12 protein-coding genes are annotated in these 23,172 nt (G+C 67.7%); 4 read left to right on the top strand and 8 right to left on the bottom strand.

Annotation, left to right across the window (positions count from 1 at the left end):
• Nucleotides 1–109 precede the first annotated feature (109 nt).
• The 3 genes from pks13 (at nucleotide 110) to NMI01S_RS05005 (ending at nucleotide 7,364) form a co-directional block, all read left to right on the top strand.
• A complete protein-coding gene (pks13, locus tag NMI01S_RS05015) occupies nucleotides 110–5,449 on the top strand; it encodes a polyketide synthase Pks13 (RefSeq protein ID WP_084512432.1) in 5,340 nt (1,779 codons plus the stop codon).
• Entirely contained in the window at nucleotides 5,446–6,990 is a 1,545-nt protein-coding gene (locus NMI01S_RS05010; RefSeq protein WP_062994838.1) for an acyl-CoA carboxylase subunit beta, read from the top strand. Before pks13 ends, NMI01S_RS05010 begins: the two co-directional genes overlap by 4 nt.
• Before the next feature lie 173 nt (nucleotides 6,991–7,163).
• Nucleotides 7,164–7,364 carry a DUF5988 family protein gene (locus NMI01S_RS05005; RefSeq protein WP_036497026.1) on the top strand — a complete coding sequence of 67 codons (201 nt, stop codon included), beginning with the start codon at nucleotides 7,164–7,166 and terminating at the stop codon, nucleotides 7,362–7,364.
• A gap of 87 nt (nucleotides 7,365–7,451) precedes the next feature.
• On the opposite strand, the gene NMI01S_RS05000 is transcribed toward NMI01S_RS05005, so the two are convergent.
• From NMI01S_RS05000 to dprE1, 6 genes are all read right to left on the bottom strand, one after another.
• Complete coding sequence (locus NMI01S_RS05000; RefSeq protein ID WP_084512429.1) at nucleotides 7,452–10,823, bottom strand: arabinosyltransferase domain-containing protein; 3,372 nt, start codon at nucleotides 10,821–10,823, stop codon at nucleotides 7,452–7,454.
• A gap of 50 nt (nucleotides 10,824–10,873) precedes the next feature.
• A complete protein-coding gene (locus NMI01S_RS04995) occupies nucleotides 10,874–14,125 on the bottom strand; it encodes an arabinosyltransferase domain-containing protein (RefSeq protein WP_062994836.1) in 3,252 nt (1,083 codons plus the stop codon).
• Nucleotides 14,126–14,222: 97 nt separating this feature from the next.
• Entirely contained in the window at nucleotides 14,223–16,073 is a 1,851-nt protein-coding gene (locus NMI01S_RS04990) for a DUF6541 family protein (RefSeq protein ID WP_157126046.1), read from the bottom strand.
• A 170-nt stretch (nucleotides 16,074–16,243) separates the two neighbouring features.
• The gene (locus NMI01S_RS04985) at nucleotides 16,244–18,208 is read right to left on the bottom strand and encodes a galactan 5-O-arabinofuranosyltransferase (protein WP_062994835.1); all 1,965 of its coding nucleotides are present in this window, start codon (nucleotides 18,206–18,208) and stop codon (nucleotides 16,244–16,246) included.
• A gap of 169 nt (nucleotides 18,209–18,377) precedes the next feature.
• Entirely contained in the window at nucleotides 18,378–19,139 is a 762-nt protein-coding gene (gene dprE2, locus NMI01S_RS04980; RefSeq protein ID WP_062965584.1) for a decaprenylphospho-beta-D-erythro-pentofuranosid-2-ulose 2-reductase, read from the bottom strand.
• The gene (dprE1, locus tag NMI01S_RS04975; RefSeq protein WP_167669868.1) at nucleotides 19,136–20,626 is read right to left on the bottom strand and encodes a decaprenylphosphoryl-beta-D-ribose oxidase; all 1,491 of its coding nucleotides are present in this window, start codon (nucleotides 20,624–20,626) and stop codon (nucleotides 19,136–19,138) included. Before dprE1 ends, dprE2 begins: the two co-directional genes overlap by 4 nt.
• A 142-nt stretch (nucleotides 20,627–20,768) precedes the next feature.
• On the opposite strand from dprE1, the gene NMI01S_RS04970 reads away from it, so the two are divergent.
• On the top strand, nucleotides 20,769–21,251 hold the full coding sequence (locus tag NMI01S_RS04970; RefSeq protein WP_084461108.1) for a GtrA family protein: 483 nt from the start codon (nucleotides 20,769–20,771) through the stop codon (nucleotides 21,249–21,251).
• On the opposite strand, the gene NMI01S_RS04965 is transcribed toward NMI01S_RS04970, so the two are convergent.
• Together NMI01S_RS04965 and NMI01S_RS04960 are read right to left on the bottom strand one after the other, a co-directional pair.
• The gene (locus tag NMI01S_RS04965) at nucleotides 21,238–21,855 is read right to left on the bottom strand and encodes a pyridoxamine 5'-phosphate oxidase family protein (protein ID WP_062994834.1); all 618 of its coding nucleotides are present in this window, start codon (nucleotides 21,853–21,855) and stop codon (nucleotides 21,238–21,240) included. The two genes, NMI01S_RS04970 and NMI01S_RS04965, sit on opposite strands and share 14 nt — an antisense overlap.
• 164 nt (nucleotides 21,856–22,019) lie before the next feature.
• A partial coding sequence (locus NMI01S_RS04960) for a molybdopterin dinucleotide binding domain-containing protein (protein WP_281186632.1) occupies nucleotides 22,020–23,172 on the bottom strand: 1,153 nt, incomplete at its 5' end.

Raw genomic sequence — 23,172 nt, 5'->3', positions numbered from 1 at the left:
GCGCGCTGCGTGGCGAGTTGTCCACAACCCGCCACTTATCCACATGACGGCGAATCGGCTGTCAATCCCCGCCCGCGCAACATTCGCACACAGGTAGCTTGAGGAATTGATGGCTGACAACGAGGGCACCCAGACGACGGCGACCAGTGGCGTCACCGACGCCGAGACCACCGGCGACGCGAACGCCGAGGTGGAGCAGACCACTGCGACCGAACCGAGCGTGACCGAGCCGGGCGGCGCGGCGAAATCCGGCAGCACCGATATGTCGGTGGCCGAGCTGCGCGAGTGGCTGCAGCGCTGGGTCGCCGACGCCACCGGCCAGCCGGTGGAGCAGATCACGGTGGACCGGCCGATGGAGGAATTCGGCCTGGCCTCCCGTGACGCCATCGCCCTGGGCGGTGATATCGAAGAGCTCACCGGCGTACTGCTGAACGCGACGATCGTGTATCAGCATCCGACGATCGCGGCACTCGCCGAGCGGATCATCAACGGTGAGCCGGAGACGCCGGAAGAGGCGGCGGACGACGCCTTCTACACCGCCGGATATCAGCCGGGGGCGGCGCACGACATCGCCATCGTCGGACTCTCCACGCGCTTGCCCGGGGCCGGCGATACGCCGGAGTCGACCTGGGACTTCCTGATCAACCGGGGTGACGGCATCCGGGACCTGCCCGAGGGGCGGTGGTCCGAATTCCTGGCCGATCCGGATATCGCGGCGGCCGTGGAGAAGGGCAATACCCTCGGCGGCTACCTCGACCAGGACGTGATCAAGGGCTTCGACGCCGAATTCTTCGCGATGTCGCCCGTCGAGGTCGAGCGTGTCGACCCGCAGCAGCGGCTCATGATGGAGCTGACCTGGGAAGCGTTGGAGCACGCGCGAATTCCGGCGAATACCCTCAAGGGCGAATCGGTCGGCGTGTTCATCGGTACCTCGACCAACGATTTCTCGTTGATCGCCGCACTGGGACTGGGCAAGTCGGACGCCGACGCTCCGGCCTCGGCCGACGCCTATGCCCTCACCGGCGGCTCCACCGCGATCGTCGCCAACCGGGTGTCGTACTTCTACGACTTCCGCGGTCCCTCGGTAGCCGTGGACACCGCATGCTCGTCGACCCTGGTGGCGGTGCACGACGCGGTGCGCGCACTGCGCAACGGCGACGCCGACGTGGCGCTGGCCGGTGGTGTGAACATGCTGCTGGCCCCGGCGATCACGCTCGGATTCGATTCCATCGGCGCGGTCGCGAAAGACGGCCACATCAAGGCGTTCTCGTCCGATGCCGACGGCATGGTCCGCAGTGAAGGTGCCGGCATGGTGGTGCTCAAGCGCCTGGCCGACGCCGAACGCGACGGGGACCGCATTCTCGCGGTCGTGAAGGGCAGTGCCGTCAACTCCGACGGTCGCTCCAACGGCATCGTCGCCCCGAATCCGGATGCCCAGGTCGATGTGCTGCGCCGTGCGTACCGGGATGCGGGTATCGCGCCCTCGACCGTCGACTACATCGAGGCGCACGGCACCGGTACCCCGATCGGCGATCCGATCGAGGCCGACGCGCTCGGCCGGGTGATCGGCCGTGGGCGCGAAGACGACAAGCCGGCGCTGCTGGGTTCGGCGAAGACCAACTTCGGACATCTCGAATCCGGTGCCGGTGCCGCCGCCCTCGCCAAAGTGATCATGGCGTTGCAGCACAACGTCATTCCGCCGAATATCGGCTACGCGGGGCCGAGCCCCTTCATCCCGTTCGATCAGGCGCACCTGAAGGTCGTCGACGAGCCGACCGAATTCCCGCGCTACAGCGGCATCGCCACCATCGGCGTCTCCGGATTCGGATTCGGTGGCACCAACGCGCACGTGGTCATCCAGGAATACGTCCCGGCCGCTGCCGCCGAGGCGAAAGACGATGCCGCGCAGGGTGCTTCGGCCGACGCCGAGACGCTCGACGCCGGCCTCGATCACGAGGCGACCGATGTGCTCGCCGGTGCCGAGGCGATCGTCGAGGGCAGCGATCCGCTGGCCGAACCCGAGCCCGTCGCCGAGGCGGCCGAGTGGACACAGGAACGCACGGAGCCGCTGCCGGTGATCCTGCCCGTGTCGGCCTATCTGCCGTCACGCCGTCGCCGGGCCGCGAGCGACCTCGCCGACTGGCTGGAATCCGAAGCGGGACAGGCTACTCCGCTCGAGGATGTGGCGCGGTCGCTGGCCAAACGCAACCACGGGCGTTCGCGCGGCGTGGTGCTGGCGAAGACCCACGAGGAGGCCGTGGCCGGATTGCGGGCTATCGCCGCCGGTAAGCCGGGGCCGGGCGTATTCACCGCCGATTCCCCGGCCGCCCAGGGCCCGATGTGGGTGCTGGCCGGATTCGGCTCGCACCACCGGAAGATGGGTAAGCAGCTCTACCTGGAGAATTCGATCTTCGCCCGGACCGTGGACGAGGTCGACGAGCTGGTTGTCGACGAGGCCGGATACTCGGTCAAGGAGATGATCCTCGACGACGCCCAGGACTGGGATGTGGGCACTTCGCAGGTCGGCGTGTTCACGATCCAGCTCGGTCTCGCCGCGCTGCTGCGCGCGCACGGCGCCGAACCCTTCGGAGTGGTGGGGCATTCGCAGGGTGAGGCGGCCGGCGCGTACATCTCCGGCGGCCTGCCGCTCGAGGACGCGGTGCGCGTGATCTGCGCGCGGTCGCGGCTGATGGGCGAGGGCGAGCAGATGATCACCGACGACCAGGTGCGCAATATGGCCCTGGTCGAATACAGCGCCGAAGATATCGAGAAGGTGCTGCCGGAGTACCCGGATCTCGAGGTCGCGGTGTACGCCGCGCCGACCAACACCGTGATCGGTGGCCCGCCGGATCAGGTGCACGCGATCGTGGCGCGCGCCGAAGCCGAGGGCAAATTCGCGCGAGTGCTGCAGACCCGCGGCGCCGGGCACACCTCGCAGATGGATCCGCTGCTGGGTGAGCTGGCCGCGGAGCTGGCCGGTATCGAGCCGACCAAGGTGACCACGGATCTCTACTCGACCGTGCACAAGGCGACCGTGTACAAGGCCGGCTCGGACCCGGTGCACGACGTCGACTACTGGGTGACCAACATGCGCGGCTCGGTGTATTTCACCAACGCGATCCGCCGCGCGGTCGACGCCGGCATCACCACCTACCTGGAACTGGCGCCGAATTCCGTTGCGCTCATGCAGGTGATGGGTACGACCTTCGCCGCCGGTGTGCACAACGCCGCTCTCATCCCCACGCTCAAGCGTAAGGAGGACGAGGCCGCGGGTGTCATTTCCGCCTTGGCCCAGCTGTATGTGCAGGGCCACCCGGTCGATCTGGTGTCGCTGCTGCCCGCCGGTGAGTACGCCGACGTGCCGCGAACGGCCTTCCTGCGCAAGGAATACTGGCCCAAGGTCAGCATCGCGACGGGTTCGGGCAGCGGCCGCCCCCCCGGTGCGCATGTGGCGCTGCCCGACGGCCGCCACGCCTGGGAGGTGTCGGCCGCGGCCGTCACCGATCTGGCCGGTCTGGTGAATGCGGCTGCGGCGCAGGTGTTGTCGGAGGTGGCACTGGGTGCGACCGTCGCGCACTCACCGCTGCCGGGCTCCGGCACCCTGACCACCACGCTGACCCCGCATCCGGGGGGAGCCTCGGTGCAGGTTCACGTCCGCGAGGGCGCTGCCTTCCGGCTGCTGTTCGATGCGGTGGTGACCGCGAGCGCACCGTCCACCAACGGAACGCCGGCAGCCGCGGTCCGGCCCGCTCCCGCCCCGGCCGAAACCGACAGCGGCACAGCCGATCTCGTCGTCGCGGAGAGTTTCGGCGACCGCTGGGATCCGAACGGTACGCAGACCGTCGAGGAGCGCCTGGCGACCATCGCCGCCGAATCCATGGGTTATGCCGTGGAGGATCTGCCGATGGAGATCCCGCTGATGGAGCTGGGACTCGACTCGCTGATGGCGATGCGGATCAAGAACCGCGTCGAATACGAATTCGACATCCCGTCGCTGCAGGTCTCCGCGGTGCGCGATGCCAGCCTCAACGAGGTGGGCAAGGTGCTGCGCTACGCCATCGAGCACCGCGACGAGGTCGCCGCGATGGCGGAAAAGCAAGCCGCCGAGGGTGGTTCGCTCACCGTGGACGACAACTTCGTCGCGGCCGCGCGGGCCGCGATGGAGGCCGGGGAAGATCCGGCCGCGGCGGTGCAGCAGCAGGTGGAGGCCGCCGAGCCGAAGCCGGTCGAGACGGTTGCTCCCGCCGCCGACGTGGCCGAGGCGAAGACCGGATCCGAGAACGGTACCGCTCCCGCGCAGGCGGCGGCAGTGTTCGGCGGCGGCCAGGGCGCGGGCACCAAGGAACCGGAAGCCGATGTGCCCCCGCGTGATGCGGCCGAGCGGTTGACCTTCGCCGCGTGGGCGATGGTGACCGGCAAGTCGGCCGGTGGCATCTTCAACACCCTGCCGATCCTCGACGAGGACACCGCGGAGAAATTGGCCGCGCGCCTGTCGGACCGGGTCGGCAGCACCGTCGACGTCGACGACGTGCTCGACTGCGAGACGATCGAACAGCTGTCGGATATCGTTCGCCGGCACCAGGATTCGGCCACCGAGGTCGAGGGCTTCATCCGCCCGCTGCGGCCGCGGCCCGAGGGCTCGACCGCGATCCCGATCTTCGTCTTCCACCCCTCGGGCGGTAACACGCTCGTGTACGAGCCACTGCTCAAGCGGCTGCCGGAGGGCACTCCGATGTACGGCTTCGAGCGGATCGAGGGGTCGATTCCCGAGCGGGCCCGCGAATACGCGGCCGAAATCCGCAAGATCTTCCCCTCCGGTCCGTACGTCCTCTACGGCTGGTCGCTGGGTGCGGTGTTCGCACTGCAGGTCGCCCAGATCATGCGTGCCGAGGGCGACGACGTGCGGCTCGTCGGTCTGATCGACCTGGCGATCCCGGTGGAGGACGAGGACCCGTCGCCGGAGGGCCGTCGTGCCCGGATCGAGCGGTTCCAGGCGTTCGCGCAGAAGACCTACGGCATCGAGGGTCAGCTGGACGACGAGATGTTGCAGGAACTCGCGGACGCCTCCGACGAAGAGCAGTACGAGATCATCATGAGCCTGCTCAAGTTCGCGGACGTCAAGATCCCCGGCGGTGTGCTGGAGCATCAGCGCACTTCGTGGCTCGATGGGCGCGATCTGCAGAAGGCGCAACCGTCACATTACGAGGGCGAGGTGACGCTCTATCTCGCCGACCGCTATCACGACGGCATCATCGAACTCGAGCCTCGTTTCGCCGATCGGCAACCGAACGGCGGATGGGATGGTTACATCCCCAACCTGGAAGTCATCCACATCCCGGGTGACCACCTCCAGATCATCGATGAACCGCGCGTCTCGCAGATCGGTGCCGACCTGACCCGGAAACTGGCCGCGATCTCGGACGATGCACCCGGGAAGGGAGAGCAGTGAGTACGACCGCCGAAAGGCTTGCCGACCTGCGGAAGAAGCTGGAACTCGCGCAGGAGCCGGCTGGCGAAGCGGGGATTGCCAAACGGGCGAAGAAGGGTATTCCCTCGCCGCGCGAGCGGATCAACATGCTGCTGGACCCGGGCACGTTCGTCGAAATCGGTGCGCTGGTACGCAATCCGGCGGACAAGAACTCTCTCTACAGCGACGGCGTGGTCACCGGCCACGGGCTGGTGGAGGGCCGCCCGGTGGCGGTGTTCTCGCATGATCAGACCGTGTACGGCGGAACGGTCGGCGAGATGTTCGGCCAGAAGGTCGCCTCGCTCATGCGCTTCGCCGCCAAGATGGGCTGCCCGCTGGTCGGCATCAACGACTCCGGTGGCGCGCGTGTGCAGGAGGCGGTGACCTCGCTGCGCTGGTACGGCGAGATGGCGATCGCCATGGAAGCACTCTCGGGTGCGGTGCCGATGGTGTCGCTGATCCTCGGCAACTGTGCCGCGGGTGCGGTGTATCAGCCGATCTGCACCGATGTCGTCATCGCGACCGAATCCGCGCACATGTTCGTCACCGGCCCGCAGATCACGCGCGAGGCCACCGGTGAGGACGTGACCGCCGACGAACTGGGCGGCGCCTACCGGCAGGCCGACTGGGGCAATATCCATCACGTCGCCAAGGACGAGAAGGCGGCGTTCGAGTGGGCGCGCGAATATCTGAGCTTCCTGCCCTCCAGCTGCCAGGAGGAGCCGCCGATCGTCAATCCGGGCCTCGAGCCCGAGATCACCGAAACCGATCTGGAACTGAACACCTTCGTCCCGGACTCCGACAACGCCAGCTACGACATGCACGAGGTGTTGCTGCGGATCTTCGACGACGGCGGGTTCCACGAGGTCGGGTCGGATATGGCCCGCAACATCATCACCGGGTTCGCCCGGGTGGACGGCCGGTCGGTCGGCGTCGTCGCCAACCAGCCGATGTATCTGGCGGGTGCGCTCGACGCCAAGGCGTCCGACAAGGCCTCGCATTTCGTCCGCATGTGCGACGCGTTCGAGATTCCGCTGGTGCTGGTCGTGGATACGCCCGGCTTCATGCCCGGTTTGGAACAGGAGCGGGCCGGCGTCATCAAACGCGGCGGTCGCTTCTTGTTCTCCTTCGTGGAGGCGTCGGTGCCGAAGGTCACCGTCGTCGTGCGCAAGGCCTACGGCGGCGGCTGGGCGGTCATGGGGTCCAAGGCCCTCGGCGCGGACGTGTACTTCGCCTGGCCGACGGCCCGGATCGCCGTGATGGGTGCGGAGCAGGCGGTCGGCCTGGTCGGCCGTCGCCAGCTCGAGGCGGCGCCGGAGGATCAGCGCGAGGCCATCCGTAAACAGATGATCGACTTCTACAACGCGACCGCCGCCACCCCGTGGCCCGCGGCCGAGCGCGGCTACATCGATGCGGTCATCGAACCCTCGGCGACCCGCTTGGAGATCCGGAAGGCTCTGACACTGCTGCGCGACAAGCGCCTGCAGCGCAATCCGCGCAAACATCACTTGCTGCCGCTGTAGCCCGGCCCACGAGCACACGGCGCCACCCGTACCGGAGATCCGGACGGGTGGCGCTGCCGGGTACAGCGGTCGCAGCGAGCTGCACCTGCGGTTACGCCCGGTTGAACGCCGGGTAGCGCGTGTCTTTCGTGGAATCGCCCGGTCGGCGGGCCGCCATATGAGAGCCTTCAGCTATGGGTAGCTCACCGAAGGCTGTACTCGAAGGCGGGCCGGCCGACCTGCCGCACCGCATCGTTCCCATCACCCCACCCGGCATCGAATTACGCGTGCAGAACGCCGGTGGCTACGAACGCTTCAAATCCACACCACGCCGCCAGGACACCCCTGAAGGCAATCTTCCGGTCTACGAATGGATCGAACACGTCGACGTGTAGGGCAGGCAACCCCACATCGCCGCATACGACGACGGCGGGCGGCGCACGATATGTGCGCCTCCCGCCGTCGTTCGTCGGGGCTACCGATCAGAACACGCGCAGCTGTCCCGGACTCCAGAATCCGGAATGCGTCGCGGTACCGGTGTCGACCTTCGCCGGGGTGGCGTCGGTGTAGTACCGGTTGTAGCGCTCCAGGGTTCCCCAGTCCCGAGCCCAGTTGTCCTTCAGGTAGGTCGGGATCGTGGTGGAACCCGCCAGCATCTGGGTGAAGCCGAGCGGGCCGCCGAATTCCTCGGCCTGCCAGGTATCGGTCGAGCTCACCGCGAGCGGGCGGTCGGGCAGGATGCGATAGTTCGGCATGGTCGCCACGCCGTAGCGGTGCGGGAACGGGTTCTGGCACGGGAACTGCAGGCCCACCGCCCAGTCCTCGAGCACCGGCTGTTCGGAGCCGAGGAAGGTGTTCAGCGTGACCATCTTCGGCACCCGCGGCGGTGTGAACGCCAGCCACTGGTCACCGATCAGCACATTGCGATTGGCCGAGATCCGCACCGCATCGGCGTCCGCGGCGATCTCCGACAGCGGAACGCGCAGGTTGCGCCACGACGGCGCGGGGCCGATATCGCGCGGAACATAGCTGCCCTCGAACTTCACCGAACCGTCGGGCTGGCGCTTGCCGTACTCCAGTTTCAGGTCCTGGCCGTACTGCAGCGCACCGGTCTGATCGAAGGACAGGATGCGGCCGGCCGCGGAGATGACCACCAGCGGCGAATCCGCCGACCGAGCGGGCAGTTCGTACCAGCTCGAGGTCAGATGCGCGGGCTGCTGCAGGCCCTGCTGATAGCTGCCCATCACCGGCGTCGTCGCCGGGTCGAGGCCGTAGGGCAGTGCGACGGTCGAGCCGTTGACACCGGCCTCTTTGGTGGTGCCGCCGCCGGTGCCCGCGTTCTGGCCCTCGGCGAAGTTCGCGCCCACCGACTGGTTGGAGGTGTTGCCGGTGCCCGGCTTCACCTCCACCGCATCGGCTTTCAGATCGGTCGGCACGCCGTTGGGATCGAAGCCGGTCGGGTCGACACCGGCCAGCGGATCGTTGTCCTTGGGCGGATGCGCGGGATCGATGATCGGATTCAACCGGCCCTGGTTCGGATTCGACTCGACCAGAACGTCGTCGGCGATTCCGCAGCGGTTGCCGTCGACCGCGTCGACGTTGCCGCGGGCCAGCGAGTAGGCCGGGTACTGGGTCACCGCGCCCTTGGCCAGCGACAGCACCTCGAACAACACCATCGCCGCGGCGACGAGCGTCAGCGGAATGGCCGCGAATCGGCGAATACGCTTGCCGCGCGAGGATTTCGAACTCTCCGGCGGTTTGGCGTAGCCCTCGCGCAACGCCTGCCAGGCCACCACCGCCAGCGCGAGCCCGAACAGCACCAGCATCATCGTGTTGGACTGGAATCCGTGCAGCGACACCGTCTTGTCGAACCACGGCACGCCGTAGCTCGAGACGTACCAGTAGCCGTTGGTGCCGGAGAACGACAGCGCCAGCGCGAACAGCAAGGCGGCCAGGAAGATCGAGCGGTTCTTGCGCGACCGCAGCGCCGTGGCCGACACCGCCACCGCGGTCACCGCCGCGAGCGCACCCGCGATGCCCGCATAGGCACCGAAGTGGTGGGTCCACTTGGTCGGGTTGAACATCATGAAGAAGATGGTTCCGCAGACCACCCCGATCAACCGCCAGGTCGGACCGCTGGAGATGCCCGGAATCTGCTTGCGCCGCAACAGCACCAGGGCGGTGGTGATCAGGCACAAGATCATCACGATGAAGGCGAACCGGCGCGAGACCGAACCGTCGACGGTCTGGACGAACAGGTAGTAGTAGCGCAGGTAGTCCTCGTACCACGCCAGGTTCGGGCCGGTGAGGCGCCGCACCCGGTTGGCCTCCTGGATTCCGGCGAAGGTCTGATCGCTGTAGACGACGGTGAGCACCAGGAAACCGGCCGCCGCGATCGGCGCCAGCAATGGTAGTGAGGAGACGAATCCCGAAGCGCGCCAGCCACTTCCGGCACGTGCCTGGAGATCGCGCTTGCGCCGCACCACGATTCGCACCAGCGGGCGGATACCGGCGAGCAGCGCGGCCACACACATCAGGCCGGTCGGCGCGGCGGCGAGCGTGAACGCCGCGACCAGTACCGCGCCGGCGGCGGGCAACAAGCGTCCGGTGGCGATCGCACGTTCGATGGAGACCCAGGTCAGCAGCGCGCCCAGCGCGACGATCGGCTCGGAGCGCAGGCCGTTGTCATAGGGCAGCCAGAAGGCGAGGAACACCAGCCCGCCGGTCCACAGCGCGACCTTCGAGGTCCGCACGCTGCGGCCCAGCCGCGGCACCACCTCGCGGCTGATCACCATCCAGCACAGAATCCCGCACAGCAACGCGGGGATGCGCACCCACGGACTCGCCGTGGAGATCTGCGCGAAGACCTGGATGACGTCGTAGTACCAGCCGAACGGAGCTTCCGGCACGCCGTACCAGCGGAAATAGTTGGCCAGATAACCGGCGTGCGGCGCCACGCGCACCATGGTGAGGATGTAGCCGTCGTCGGAGGTGTTGGCGCCGATGAAATGCCACACCAGCAGGATGCTCAGCACCGCGCCGTCGGCCCAGGTCGGCTTCAGCCAGTGCGCGGGGAAGAAGCGGCGGTGGCCGCGGCCGTCGCTGGTGTCGAGGCGGCCGAGCGCGGCCAGCGCGATGAGTGTGCACAGCACCGCGGCGATCATCGCGACCAGTTTGATCACGGTCGGCGACGACGAGAAGCGGGAATCGACGGTCATGTGGAACGACAGCCCGGCCGGCGCCGCACCCTTCAGATCCGAGAACACGCCGACGACCTGCGGCCGCAGATCACCCTGCAGCGCGCCGTCCACCGGCACGGTCACCGTTTCGGTGCCACCGTCGGCGGCGGGCCGCTCGACCTGTTTGGTCAGGCCCTCGAAGTGGGCGTAGGTGCGGTCGATATCGGAGCTGATGGTGATCGAAGTGCAGCCGTCGAGCTCACCGCGCTTCGCCGAGGCGACGATCGCATTGCGGTCCACCACATCGACAGAATCGCTGGTGACACGCACGAACATGCCCTCGAGCGCGGCCCGGTCGCCCTGCGGCGGCGCGGTGTTGAGCAGCATGCCGCCCTGGGGCAGCTGTGCCACCGTCGAACACGGAATCGATGCCCGCAGATCCACCGGGACCTGCGACATCAGCGGCGCCTCGACATTGCCGATGGTCCCGCCCTGCGGCCAGTTCACCTCGGCGGTGGTCTGCTGGACCGGCAGGAACGGGGTCGCGAGCGCGAAGATCGCGCCGAGCAGGCCGGCGATCACGGCGATCAGCCGGGCGGTGCGGAAATCGCGCGACGTCACCGGTTGTTCGGCGACCGTCGGTTTTGTCAAGACAGCTGTTGCGGCGTCGGGCACGGATGGTGATGTTATCTGCCCACACTGAGAGTGACGTTGTTCACGCCCCGCTATTTCGCCTTGATGGGCGCATCCTTGGCCCAGCCCCAGCGCGTCTGCACCGTCACACCGACATCGGCCTGGCGCGCCTGCGGCACGTAGGGGGTGAATCGTTCCAGCGAACCCCAGTCCCGGCCCCAGTCGTCGTTCAGGTAGGCGGGGATGGTCTGGGCCGAGAGCAGCAAACCCGTCCAGCCCAGTGGACCGCCGCCGATATCGTCCTGCCAGGCGTTGGAGGCGTCGGAGCCGACCCGGTCCGGCAGGATGCGCCACTTCGGCACCTCGGCCACGCCGTCCTTGTGGTCGAACGGGCGCTGGCAGGGGAAGGCCAGGCCGACGTGCCAATCCTCGAGGACCGGATCGGTGTGTCCGACCACCGAATCGAGGGTGGCGAGCTTCGGCAGCCGGGGCGGTGTGACCGCCAGCCACTGCCGCGGCGTCAGATCGTTGGCGACCGCCACGATCCGTACCGCGTTGGTGCCGTCCGGAACGCGATCCAGCGGCACCCGCATATTCCGCCACGACGGCGCGCCGCCGATGTCCAGCGGTACGAACGAGCCCAGCGGCCGCACGGTGCCGTCGGCGGCGCGGTCACCGAATTCGACGCGCAGATCCTGGCCGTAGGTGACCACGCCGTCGGCATTCACCGATTTGATCCGCCCGGCCGCGGTGACCACCAGAACCTCGCGAGCCGGGTCCTGACGGGCGCCGGACAGATCCATCCGGTACCAGCCCGAGGTCAGATGCGCCTGCTGTTTGGTGCCGGTGGTGTAACTGCCCATCACGGGGGTGCGGGCCGGGTCCAGCCCGAACGGCAGGGCGACGGTGCTACCGTTCACGCCCACCTGCTGGGTGGTACCGCCGCCGGTGCCCGCGGTGGTGGTGTGGGTGGTCTTGTTCGCGGAATCGGTGGTGACCGAATTCGCGCCGCCGGTGGTCGTCTCTTCGGCGTCGGCGGTCAGATCCTTGGCCACGCCGTTCGGGTCGAAGCCCGTACTGTCGGCGCCGAGCGCGTCCGCCGCGGAACCGGAGTAGGGCTGCAGCAGGGAATCGGCGGTGTCGGTTTCGGTGAGGACCGCATCGGCGAGCGAGCACGGATGTCCGCCCAGCGCACGGATATTCGACTTCGCGATGGAATAGGCCGGATATTGCGTGATGGCGCCCTTGCCGAGGGAGGCCACCTCGAACAGGACCATGGCCGCGGCCGCGATCGTCAGCGGTTGCACGGCCCAGGTGTCGAACCGCCTGCGGCCGTCCGCTTGTCGATACGGCTCACGGTAGTACTGATAGGCCGCCAGCAGCAGGCACAGCACCGCGAGTCCGAGGAACAGCGTCGAGAGTCCCTTACCCGCGATCAGCGGCGCCTTGTCGTACCACGGCACACCGTAACTGGAGACGTACCACCAGCCGTTGGATCCGGTGAACGTGATCGCCAGCAGGAAGAACACCGCGGCCGCGAACAGCGAGCGGTTGTAGCGGGCCCGAATTCCGTTGATCCCCACCGCAACCGCGGTCAGCGCCGCGAGCGAACCGGCCAATCCGGCATAGACGCCGAAGTGGTGGGTCCACTTGGTCGGAGTGAACATCATCAGCAGCAGTGACATGAACACGATGCCGAGGATGCGCGCCGAGGGACCTTTCGAGGTGCCCGGAATCCGGCCGTTCTTGCGCAACATGACCAGGACGCACACCAGCAGGCACAGCAGCATGCCGAGAATGCCGAACCGGCGGGCCAGTGAGCCGTCCGGCGCCAGCATCAAGAGCGAATCCCACCGGGTCCGTTCGTCGAACCAGGCCACATTCGGTCCGATGATCTTGCGGACCCGGGTCGCCTCCAGCACCGAGGCCAGCGTCTGATCGGCGAAGACCACCACCAGGACCAGCGCTCCGGCGGCCGCGCCCGGCGCGAGCAGGGCGCCGTACCGCAGTATCGACGCGCCGGCCGAACCGCCGCCGCGGGCGCGGGAAATGATGTGCCGCAGGACCGGTCGCGACCCGGCGACCAGAGCGGCGATGCAGATCAGGCCGGTCGGCCCGGCGGCGAGCGAGAACGCGGCGATCAATACCGCGACCGCGGCGGGCAGCAGTCGTTTGGTCGCGATCGAGCGTTCGATCGAGCACCAGGTCAGCAGCGCGCCCAGGGCGATCAACGGTTCCGGGCGCAGCCCGTTGTCGTAGGGCAGCCAGGCGACCAGGAACACCAGCCCCGCCGTCCACAGCGCGACGGTATCGCGACGGACACGAGAACCCAAGCGTGGCAGCACTTCCCGGCTGATCACCAGCCAGCACAGCACACCGGCCAGCAGCGCCGGCAGCCGCATCCACCAACCGGCGTCGCTGACCCGGGTCATCCAGGCCAGCACCTCGTACGGCCAGCCGAAGGGCGCCTCGGCGACTCCGAACCAGCGGTAGTAGTTGGCCATGTAACCCGAATGTTTCGACGCCCGGGCCATATTCAGGATGTAGCCGTCGTCGGAGGTGTTGGCGCCGATCACATGCCAGACCACCAGCGTGCCGAGCACCACCACATCCGCGAGGGTGATTCGCCACCAGTGCGCGGGCAGGAAGCGTCGCGGCCGTCGCCCGTCGGCGGTATCGATCAGATGCAGGCAGATCAGCGCGATGACGGTGAAGACGACCGCGCCGATGATCGCGGCCAGCTTCAGCGGGCTCGGCGTCGACGAGAAGCGCGAGTCGATGGCGGCGTGCAGATGGGCGTCACCGAGCTGCTCGCGGGTCAGATCGGTGAAGACGCCGACGATCTGGGGCCGCACATCGCCACCGACGGTATTGGTGAACGGCGTGCCGTCCTGCCGGGTGACACCGGTGAATTCGGCCGTCGTGGCCTGCGCGGTGGAGGTGACGACGAAGCGCGCGCAGCCACCCACCTCGGCCAGTGGTGCCGACAGCAGCGGAATATCGCGCAGCCGCACCGAGAGCGTGCGCCCACCCGGCTCGTCGGCGACCTTGGCGACCAGGCCCTTCGCGGAAGCATTGGGCGCGTCGGCGGGCACGGTGGACAAGACCGTGCCGCTGGGGAGTTCGCGCAGCGCGCTGCACGGCAGCGACGCGTCGACGGTGAGCGGCACATACGACACCAGCGGCGCGTTCACCGGGACCGATTGCGGCTGCGGCCAATCCAGGCTCGCCCGGTCCTCCCGCACCGGCAGCAGCGGTGTGAGCACCGCGAGGGCGACGGCGATCAATCCCGACAGGAGAGCGACCACGCGGATGCGGGGAAACGCTGGAGAGTCTGCGCGCACCCAGCGATGCTAAGCCACGGTCCGGTCGGCAACCGGCGAGCACGGGCGGAAGGGGAGGCGGCTACCGATTATTCGTGCGAGCCCGCCGCCGAGCGAATCAGCGCAGTCCGCGCACATCCCAGACGACGACACCGTCGACCACCTGCCCCGGGATGCCGAGCAGCTGGTCGAGGGTCGCGCGGATCGCCCCGCCGTGTTCGGTCGGCGGCAGCACCACCACATCGGCGTGCCAGTAGTCGAGATCGGCCAGCGCTCGAGCCCGTGCCCGGTAGTCGACCGGCTGGATCCGGTCGGTCTCCTGCGCCCGCATCAACAGCGTCGCGGTCGGCCGGTCGTCGGGTCCGTAGCGGCCCTTCTTGTCGGCCGTCGGCCCGACGAAGTAGCCGCCCGCGAGCGGGAAGCCGAAATGGGAATCGACCTGCCAGTGCAGCGGCTGGGCGTCGAGCCGGGTCGGGGGCGGCGCGATCACGACCGACCCGTCGCCGACATAGCGGTCGACCGTGCCGTCGGTGAAGAATCGCGGCGTCGGATCGCGATGGGTCACCGGCAACACGGTCGGTACCAGCGGGACCAGCGCGAGCGCGACGGCGGTGAACCAGATCACGGGCCGCAGATCGTTCGTGCCGCTGCGCGCGTAGTCGAGGATGCGCTGCGTACCCAGCGCCAGGATCGCCGCGAGCGCCGGAATCGCGGCCATGGTGAAGCGGGTCTCCAGCACGGTGTTCAGCAGCGGCACCTGATCGAGCCAGTGCCACGGCAGTGTGATCCCGGTATCGGACCTGCCGATCCGCAGCGAAACCCCCAGCGACAGGACGCTGTAGACCACGATCACCGTCGTGGCCGCGCGAATCACCCGATATTCGCGGTTGCGCGAGCGCCACAGCCAGACCGCGGTCGCCGCGGTCAGCGCCAGCAGCGGCCAGCCGAAGAAGGCGTTCTCCTCGGTCGGGTTGATCGCGGGGGTCTTACCCGGGGCGAAAACGCCGCCGAGCGATCGGGAGGGGAATTCGATCAGCGCTTCGAGGTCGTTGCCCATCGGCCCGTGATCGATGGAACGGTAGCTCTGCGGCCCGAAGAACTGCCACCACAGCGGAATCGCCGTAGCGGCCACCGTGATCACCGCGGCCAGCGCCAGGGTCGGCATCACGGCAAGCACCACCCGCAGCCCGGTGCGGGGCCGGTGCAGGTAGTAGACGAGGGCGAACAGGCCGAAGCCGAGGGCGAAGATCAGCAGCGGTTCCTCGCCGAGCGCGATCTGGAGCGCGACCAGGACCGCGAGCACCACGGCCTCCCGCACCCGCCGCGCCCGCGTCACCGGTTCGTCGCCCACGGCCCGGCGCGCCATCCGGATCACCAGGATGGCGAGCACCGGCAGGATCGCCAGACCGACGAAATTGGGATGGGCGTTGGCATGCGAGATCATCGCGGGTGCGAAGCCGCAGAACGCGCCGCCCAGCGCGGCGGCGAAACGGGACCGCACCAACTCCCGGGAGAACAGCCAGTACCAGGCGAAACCGGTTCCGGCGAGGCCCAGGGTCAGCACCAGGGCGAAGGTGACGGTCGGGCCGAACAGCACCGTGACCGGGGTCAACGGGATACCGACGCCGAACATGGCGGTATTGGCCATCATGTTCACGCCGTCGGGATAGTTCTGCAGATTCGTGCCCAGCGGGTTGTGCAGGTGGGTCACCGCATGCGCTGTTTCGGCGAAGAACCACTCCCACATCGACTGATCCTGGCCGCTCGCGACCAGATATCCGTGCGCGGTGTCGCGCCACTGCCCGGACAGGACGTAGACGGCGGCGGCCAGGTGGATGGCCGCGACCACCAGATCCGCGCGGGAGGCGAGCAGACGGCCGCGCAGGCGCGTGCCCCGGGAGGGTCTGTCCGCGAGTCTCGGCTCCGGGGTGCGCAGCTCGTTCCCTCCGGACAGGACGGCCGCGCTCACCCCCGGACGCTGCTCGTTCGGAACCGCTGGCCCGCCCTGCACCACTGGTAAAACACTCCTTCGGCCGACAATCAGCCACCCACCGTACCGATCCGGAGCGAAGCAGCGCCGGATGAACGGTGGTTATCCACAGGAATGGGGAAATTCCACAGCGTTATCCACAGCGGGAGTCAGTGGCGTACGACCAGGGTGAACGGCCCGATATCGGTGATCCGGAAGTGTGGATCGGCGAAGAGGGTTCCCGGAAACTCGACCGTGTAGCGGCGCACGTTCGGATCGTTCGGATAGACGTCCTCGGCCAGGCGCAGGGTGTAGTTCTCGCCGCTGCGGCGGAACAGGAAGGCGTCCGGCGCGCGCCAGGGGGAGTGGTTCAGTGCGTCGATCAACTCGGCCGGTGATTTCAGTTCGCTCCAGCGCTTGATCTCGGCGGCCCGGGCGGGGAAATCGGCGAGCGGATTGGCGTAGTGCGACGTCAGCGCCTGGAAACCGAAGTACGGATAGTAGGACAGGAAGCTGGTGTCGGCGGTGAGGACCACCGTCTCGTCGCGCGGTCGCCCGGTCTGCTCGGTGAGTGTCTGATCGATGCGCCCGTAATACGACACCGCCGAGGGACTGCGCTTGTCCGCGCGCACTCCGTTGCCGTCGGTGTCGGTGTAGGCGGTGGTGATCTCGGCGTTCAGGATGCCGGGGATGCTCTGGGTGAAGGCCAGCGCACCCAGGACCGCCACCACCCCGGTCGCCGCCCGGAACCGCCGCGGTTCGTCGACGGCCTGGTAGATCGCTCGCGCCCCCTCGACGAATCCGAACGCGCCCGCCGCGGCGAGCAGCACCTGCAGGATGGGTTCCAGCCGGAAGGCCAGCCCCGTCGTACCGGCCGCAGTGACCAGCATGGAGGCCAGCGACCACAGATAGATGGCGACCACCGAAATGGCCAGCGCCTGGGCTCGTCGCGAACTCGCCGCCCGCACCACCAGCCAGAGGGTGCCGAGCAGGCAGAGCGCGCCGAGCAGCGGTTCGGAGAAGTCGAACATCGGGAAGGCCAGTCGTGAACCGGACTCCGGCAGGTAGTGCAGGGCGGTATTGGATTCCGGCGGATGCCCGGTCAGCACCTTCGCCAGATACGGGCCCCAGACGATCAGGGCCAGGATCGCGGCGATCATGCCCATGACGATCAGGCGCAGCAGAATCGGCCACAGCAGCCGGAAGACGCCGAGGCGCGGAGCACGCGGCTGATGCACCGCGATTTCGCGCTGTTGCCACCACAGGGTGGCCCAGGCGACCAGGCCCATCAGGACCACGGTGAAGACGGCGACCACGAAGAACAGCGTGTAGAACATCGCCGACAGTCCGAGGAACGCGCCCGCGCCGATCGCCGCGCCCCAGCCACCCGCGGTGCGCGGTTCGCCGGCCGAGCTCGCTGCCGCCCCGAACTCGGCGGGCCGGTACAGGGCGCCCCACGCCAGCACCATCGCCGGTGCGAACAGGATCACCAGGACGGCGCTGTAGGCCTCGGGGGAGGCGAACGCCACCATCACCGCGGTGGTCGTCGCCGCGACCGCGACCGCCCAATCCCACCGAATCAGCTTGGACCACAACACGAGTGCCAGCACCGACGCCACCGCCAGCGACACGATCGCATACGGTTTGAACGTCTCCCACCCGGCCAGCCCGAGCAGATTCGCCACGCGTCCGCCGATCCAGAACCAGCCGGCGGGGTAGTACGCCGGAATGTCGGCGTAGGTCATATCGTGCAGCGCGGCGGTATCGGTGAGTCGTGTCAGATATTCGGTGCGGAATTCCTGATCCACCGAAATGCCGAACAGATACAGCTTGGTCGCCGCGAGCGGCATTCCCAGCGTCACCGTGACGAAGGCGGAAATACCGGCCCAGGACAGCACTTTCGCCACCCACGGCCACCGGTGCAACCGGATCAGCACGATGGCGAGCACCAGTAGCACCGCCGCCCCCGCCTGCCCGACGGTGGTCAGCGCCCGACTCACATTGGAGGAGTTGAACGCCGGCCACTGCACCGCCGACATCGCCGTCAGCCCGATCGCCGCCACCAGCGCGGCGACCACCGCCCCGACGACAGCTTCCCCGAGCCCGCCCCCGACCTGCCGGACTAGTACGCGCACAGTGCCTCCGGATCCTCTCTCGCCGCCGATCTGCCCGCGAGCCTACAAGCCGGGTGGAACCGGTTCGCGTCGGTGCGAAGCACCCCGGCGGCCGCCCTCGGAAAACGACGAAGGAGAGCCGGCGCTCGGTAGCGGCGACTCTCCTTCGCGGCTCGAAATCGGGCCGAAACTAGATGGGAAGTTTGCGGAAGATCGGGCGCGGAACGTGGCGCAGGATCATCATGACCCAGCGGAACGTGCCGGGCGCCCAGACCAGTTCCTTCCCCTTCTCGGACGCCGAAACCGCAAGCACCGCAACGTCTTCCTTGTTCACCGTGAGCGGCGCCTCGGCGACGTGCGCGGAGAACTGGGTGCGCACCTGGCCCGGCCGCACGACGGTGACACGCGGGCCGTGCGGGCGCAGCGCCTCACCCAGTCCGAGGTAGAAACCGTCCAGACCGGCCTTGGTGGAGCCGTAGACGAAGTTGGCGCGCTTGACGCGCTCACCGGCCACCGAGGACATGACGATGATCCGCCCGAAACCCTGGGCCTTCATCTTCTCGCCGACCAGCACGCCGACCGACACGCCCGCGGTGTAGTTGACCTCGGCGACGCGCACGGCCTTGAGCTGGTTCTGCCACAGCTCCTCGGCATCACCGTCGAGCGCGAAGGCGACGATCGCGACATCGATATCGCCGTCGGCCCAGGCCTGTTCGATCACCTTGGGGTGGCTGCCGGTGTCCAGGGCGTCGAAGTCGACGATCTCGACCTTCGACGCGCCCGCGGCCTCCAGCTGAGCCACCGACTGCGCCCGCAGCGGATCGTTCGGCAGCGCCGCGAGCACGACCCGCGCCGGCCCCTTCTTCAGGTACTCCTCGACGATCGCGAGGCCGATCTCCGAGGTACCGCCCAAAAGCAGAATGTTCTGCGGGTTACCTACCGCGTTGATCACTGCAGCTCCAGCCTTCTCGCCATATCGGACATGAAAACGCCTGTGGGATCGACACTTCGGCGGACCTTGATCCACTCGTCGATCTTGGGATACATCTTGTGGAAGGTCTCCGCGGTGGTCCGGGAGTCCTTCGCGGTGTAGAGGCGACCGCCGAATTCCAGTACGCGACGGTCCAATTCGGTGACCAGCTCGTTGAGGCCGGGCCGCACGGGGAAGTCGACGCAGATGTTCCAGCCCTCCATGGGGAAGCTCAGCGGCGCCTGGTTGCCCGGACCGAAGAACTTCAGCACGTTGAGCGCCGAGTAGTGACCGGAACGCTGGATGTCGACGATGATCTTGGTGAATTCGTCCAGCGCCTCGGGCGGCAGCACGAACTGGTACTGGATGAAACCGGCCGATCCGTAGGCCCGATTCCACTCCGAGACGACGTCCAGCATGTGGTAGAACTGCGTCAAGTTCATGATCTTGCCGGTGTAGTTGCCGCCGAGCGCGTAGTACGCCTCGCCGACCATGCCGAGCGTGAGCTTGTTCGCCGCGAAACTCGGGAAGATGTTCGGCACCGTCAGCAGATTCGGCGCGTCGAACTTCAGCGGGTTGCCGCGCAGTTTCTTCGGCAGTTCGTCCAGCTTGGCCAGCCGACCGCGAGATACGTTGGCGCGCCCCAGTTTCGGCGGTGCGCTGATCACGTCGAACCAGGTCGAGGAGTACGTGTAGTTCTCCTCGGAGCCGTCCTTGTGTACGGCGATGGTCTCGTCCAGCGTGGTGGTCTTGATGCCGTCGGCGATGAAGTAGGCCGTCTCGGTCGGCGTCATCTCGATCGTGGCACGCAGGATGATGCCGGTCAGGCCGTTGCCGCCGACGGTCGCCCAGAACAGCTTGGCGTTCTTCTTGGGGCCGATGTGCTGAACCTTGCCGTCGGCGGTCAGCAGATCGATCGAACGCACGTGGTTGCCGAAGCTGCCCGCGCTGTGGTGGTTCTTGCCGTGGATATCGGAGGCGATGGCGCCACCGACGGTCACCTGACGGGTGCCCGGCAGGACCGGAACCCACAGGCCGAAGGGAAGCGCGGCCTTCATCAGCTGATCGAGGCTGACACCGGCATCCACATCGACGAGGTGGGTGTCACGGTCGATCCGGTGGATGTTGTTCAGCGCCGACATGTCGATGACGAGGCCGCCACCGTTCTGCGCATGGTCACCGTAGGACCGGCCGAGCCCGCGCGCGATCACGCCGCGCCGCAGGTACGCCGGCTTGGACTCGTTGTCCTCCGCGACCATGGCCACGGCCTTGGCGATCAGTTCCGGATCGCCGGTCGAGAGCACTTCGGAGGTGGAGGGCGCGGTACGACCCCAACCGGTCAGTCGACGGGTGCGCGTCGGCAGCGAAAAGCTGTCGGCGGAGCCGTTGCTGCTTGCCTGTGACGCCTCGCCGTCGCCCGCGGAGTTCGCAGGACCCGCGGCGGTGGAGGTCTGAGCTTTCGTGGACATCGGCATAGAGGCTACAGGTATGGCCGGGACAGGGGTCGGGTGTCGCGGGTCCGCGGCCCGCTCGAGGCGGATTTCACAGCGCCGACCGGGGCGGGAGCGTGGTTGCGGCGGCGTGTGCGGCGGGACCCGCTACTCTCGTGCCGTGAGTGCGGAACCCCATCTCCCTCTTCCGGCCGAGTTACCCCTGGTAGACGAGCCAGGCGGTACCGACGTCGATCTGAAGACGCAGATCGTCCGGTTCGTCCTCACCGGTGGCCTGTCGGCGGTGGTCGACTTCGGGCTGTACGTGCTGCTCATGGCCCTGTTCGGGATCCCGCGCGATTTCGCCAAGGCCTGCAGTTTCATCGTCGGCACCACCACGGCGTATCTGATCAACCGGCGCTGGACGTTCAAGGCGCCGCCGAGCCGCAGCCGCTTCGTGGCGGTGGTGATCCTCTACGCGGTGACCTTCGCGGCGCAGGTGGGTATCAACGCCCTGCTCAACGACACCCTGCCGCCGATGTCGGTGGATATCGCCGGCCATTCGGTGAAGGGTGCGGTGCTCATCGCCTTCGTCATCGCGCAGGGCGTGGCCACCGTGATCAACTTCGTCGTGCAGCGCGCGGTGATCTTCAAGATCCGCTGAGGGCCCGCGCCTGCGCCTTGGCGCCGAAGTAGTCCCCGCCCTTGGCTCGCGGACTGTCGGTACCCCATTCCCGCTCCTCGCGGGCGGCCGGCACCAGATGCGGGATGTGCTTGCGGCAGTGGATATAGGCCTCCTCGACATCCACGACCACCCACCGCTCGGCGATCCGCCCGCGTTCGGCCGCGGGCAGGCCGGGTACCCGGACCCGTAATGCCTGATCGTCGACGATGTGTGCCGATCCGTTGATGTGCAGTCCGACCAGGTCGTGCACGAAGTCGATCATCAGGATGCCGACGTGCGGGTTCTCCAGGATGTTGCCGAGCGAGGCCATCACCCCGTTGCCCCGGTATTCCGGATAGGCGACCGTGCGGTCGTCGATGACGTGCACGAATCCGGGTTTTCCGGCCCGGAAGCTGGTATCGCATTCACCGTGCCGGTCGGCGGTGGCTATGAAGGCCATATCCATCCGGCCCACGAAGTCGCGCATACGGCTGTTGAGTCCGTTCAGCACCTGTTCGTCGTAGAAACGCCCCGCACGCTCCTCGGTACCGAATCGCCGTTGCAGTTCCCGCTCGCCGTCACTGCCGTCTGTGAAACCGGACATGCCACACCCCTCCGGGTAGCTGAGATCCGCACGTGGATGGTTCGGCGCTGAACCTGGAATATGTCGAAATCCTATAGGAACGAACGTATTTCGGATGGCGAATTCGGCAATGCCGAAAGGTCGTTTGCCCCGGGGATGCCGGCCGATTCGGACGTATCGGAGAATCACACCGGCGTGATGGTCACCGGAACTCCGTTGAACACCGCATTTCCGGAAACGGCGTCGATGCGCGAATCATCGGTCAGGGCATTGGCATTCACGCCGGCGTGCTCGCGCGCGACCGTCTGGGTGCTGCCCGAATGTCCCCACCCGTGCGGCAGGCTCACCACACCGGGCATGATCCGGTCGTTCGGTTCCACGGGCACGGTCAACTTTCCGGCCGCCGACTCGATCGCGGCCAGCTCGCCCAGCCCGAGGCGCGCCACGTCGTCGGGATGAATATGCAGCGTGCAGGTATTGGAGCCGCCGACCAGGGCCGGCACATTGTGCATCCAGCTGTTGTTCGACCGCAGTTGCCGTCGGCCGATCAACACCACATCCGGCCGGGCAGCCGACATTTCGGCCAGCAGCCGGGTCGTATCGTCGAGCAGCTGCTGCGGCGCCAGCTCCACCTTCAGGGAGGCCGTGCGCAGCACGCCGGGCAGCCGCGGCCGCAGCGCACCCAGGTCGACGCCGTGCGGATTGTCCAGCAGGACCTGCAGGTTCAGCCCCTCGGGCGCGATGTCGACGGACCGGCGATCGGGATTCCATTCCCCGTACGGACCCAGGCGCAGCATCATGTCGATGCGCTGTTCGGTGCTGTTCGCGCCGATCAGCTCGCCGCGCCGCGCGCCGAGTCCGGCCTTGTGCAGGGTGCCGGCGATGATCAGCTCGTCCACCGCGGCGACGGAATCGGTTCCCGGCTCCGGCTGCTGACCCGCCAGGGAAAGTGCCAGGCGGGCAAGTATTTCCGGTTCCGAGGGCCGGTCGCCGGGCAGGGCGACCACCGGCGGGGAATAGCGGGCGTAGTTGTGCACCGCGAACTGCAGCAGCGCGAAATCGTAGTGCGGCGCCTGCAGAGTGCGCGGCGGCGGCAGGATCACATCGGCATGACGGGTGGTCTCGTTGAGGTAGCGATCCACACTGACCATGAAGTCCAGTCCGGCCAGCGCTTCGCCGAGCCGGGCGCCCGCGGGAGCCGAGAGCACCGGATTGCCGGCCACCGTCACCAGCATCCGGACCTGTCCCTCGCCGGGGGTGAGAATTTCGTCGGCCAGCGTCGCGACGGGGAATTCGCCCATGGCTTCGGGCAATTCGCGCACCCGGCTGGCCCAGCGC

Origin of the sequence: Nocardia mikamii NBRC 108933 (genome assembly GCF_001613505.1) — a bacterium.
Taxonomy (GTDB): Bacteria; Actinomycetota; Actinomycetes; order Mycobacteriales; family Mycobacteriaceae; genus Nocardia; species Nocardia mikamii.
Note: the sequence above shows the minus strand (reverse complement) of the source record. Positions and strands in the feature narration are given on the sequence as shown.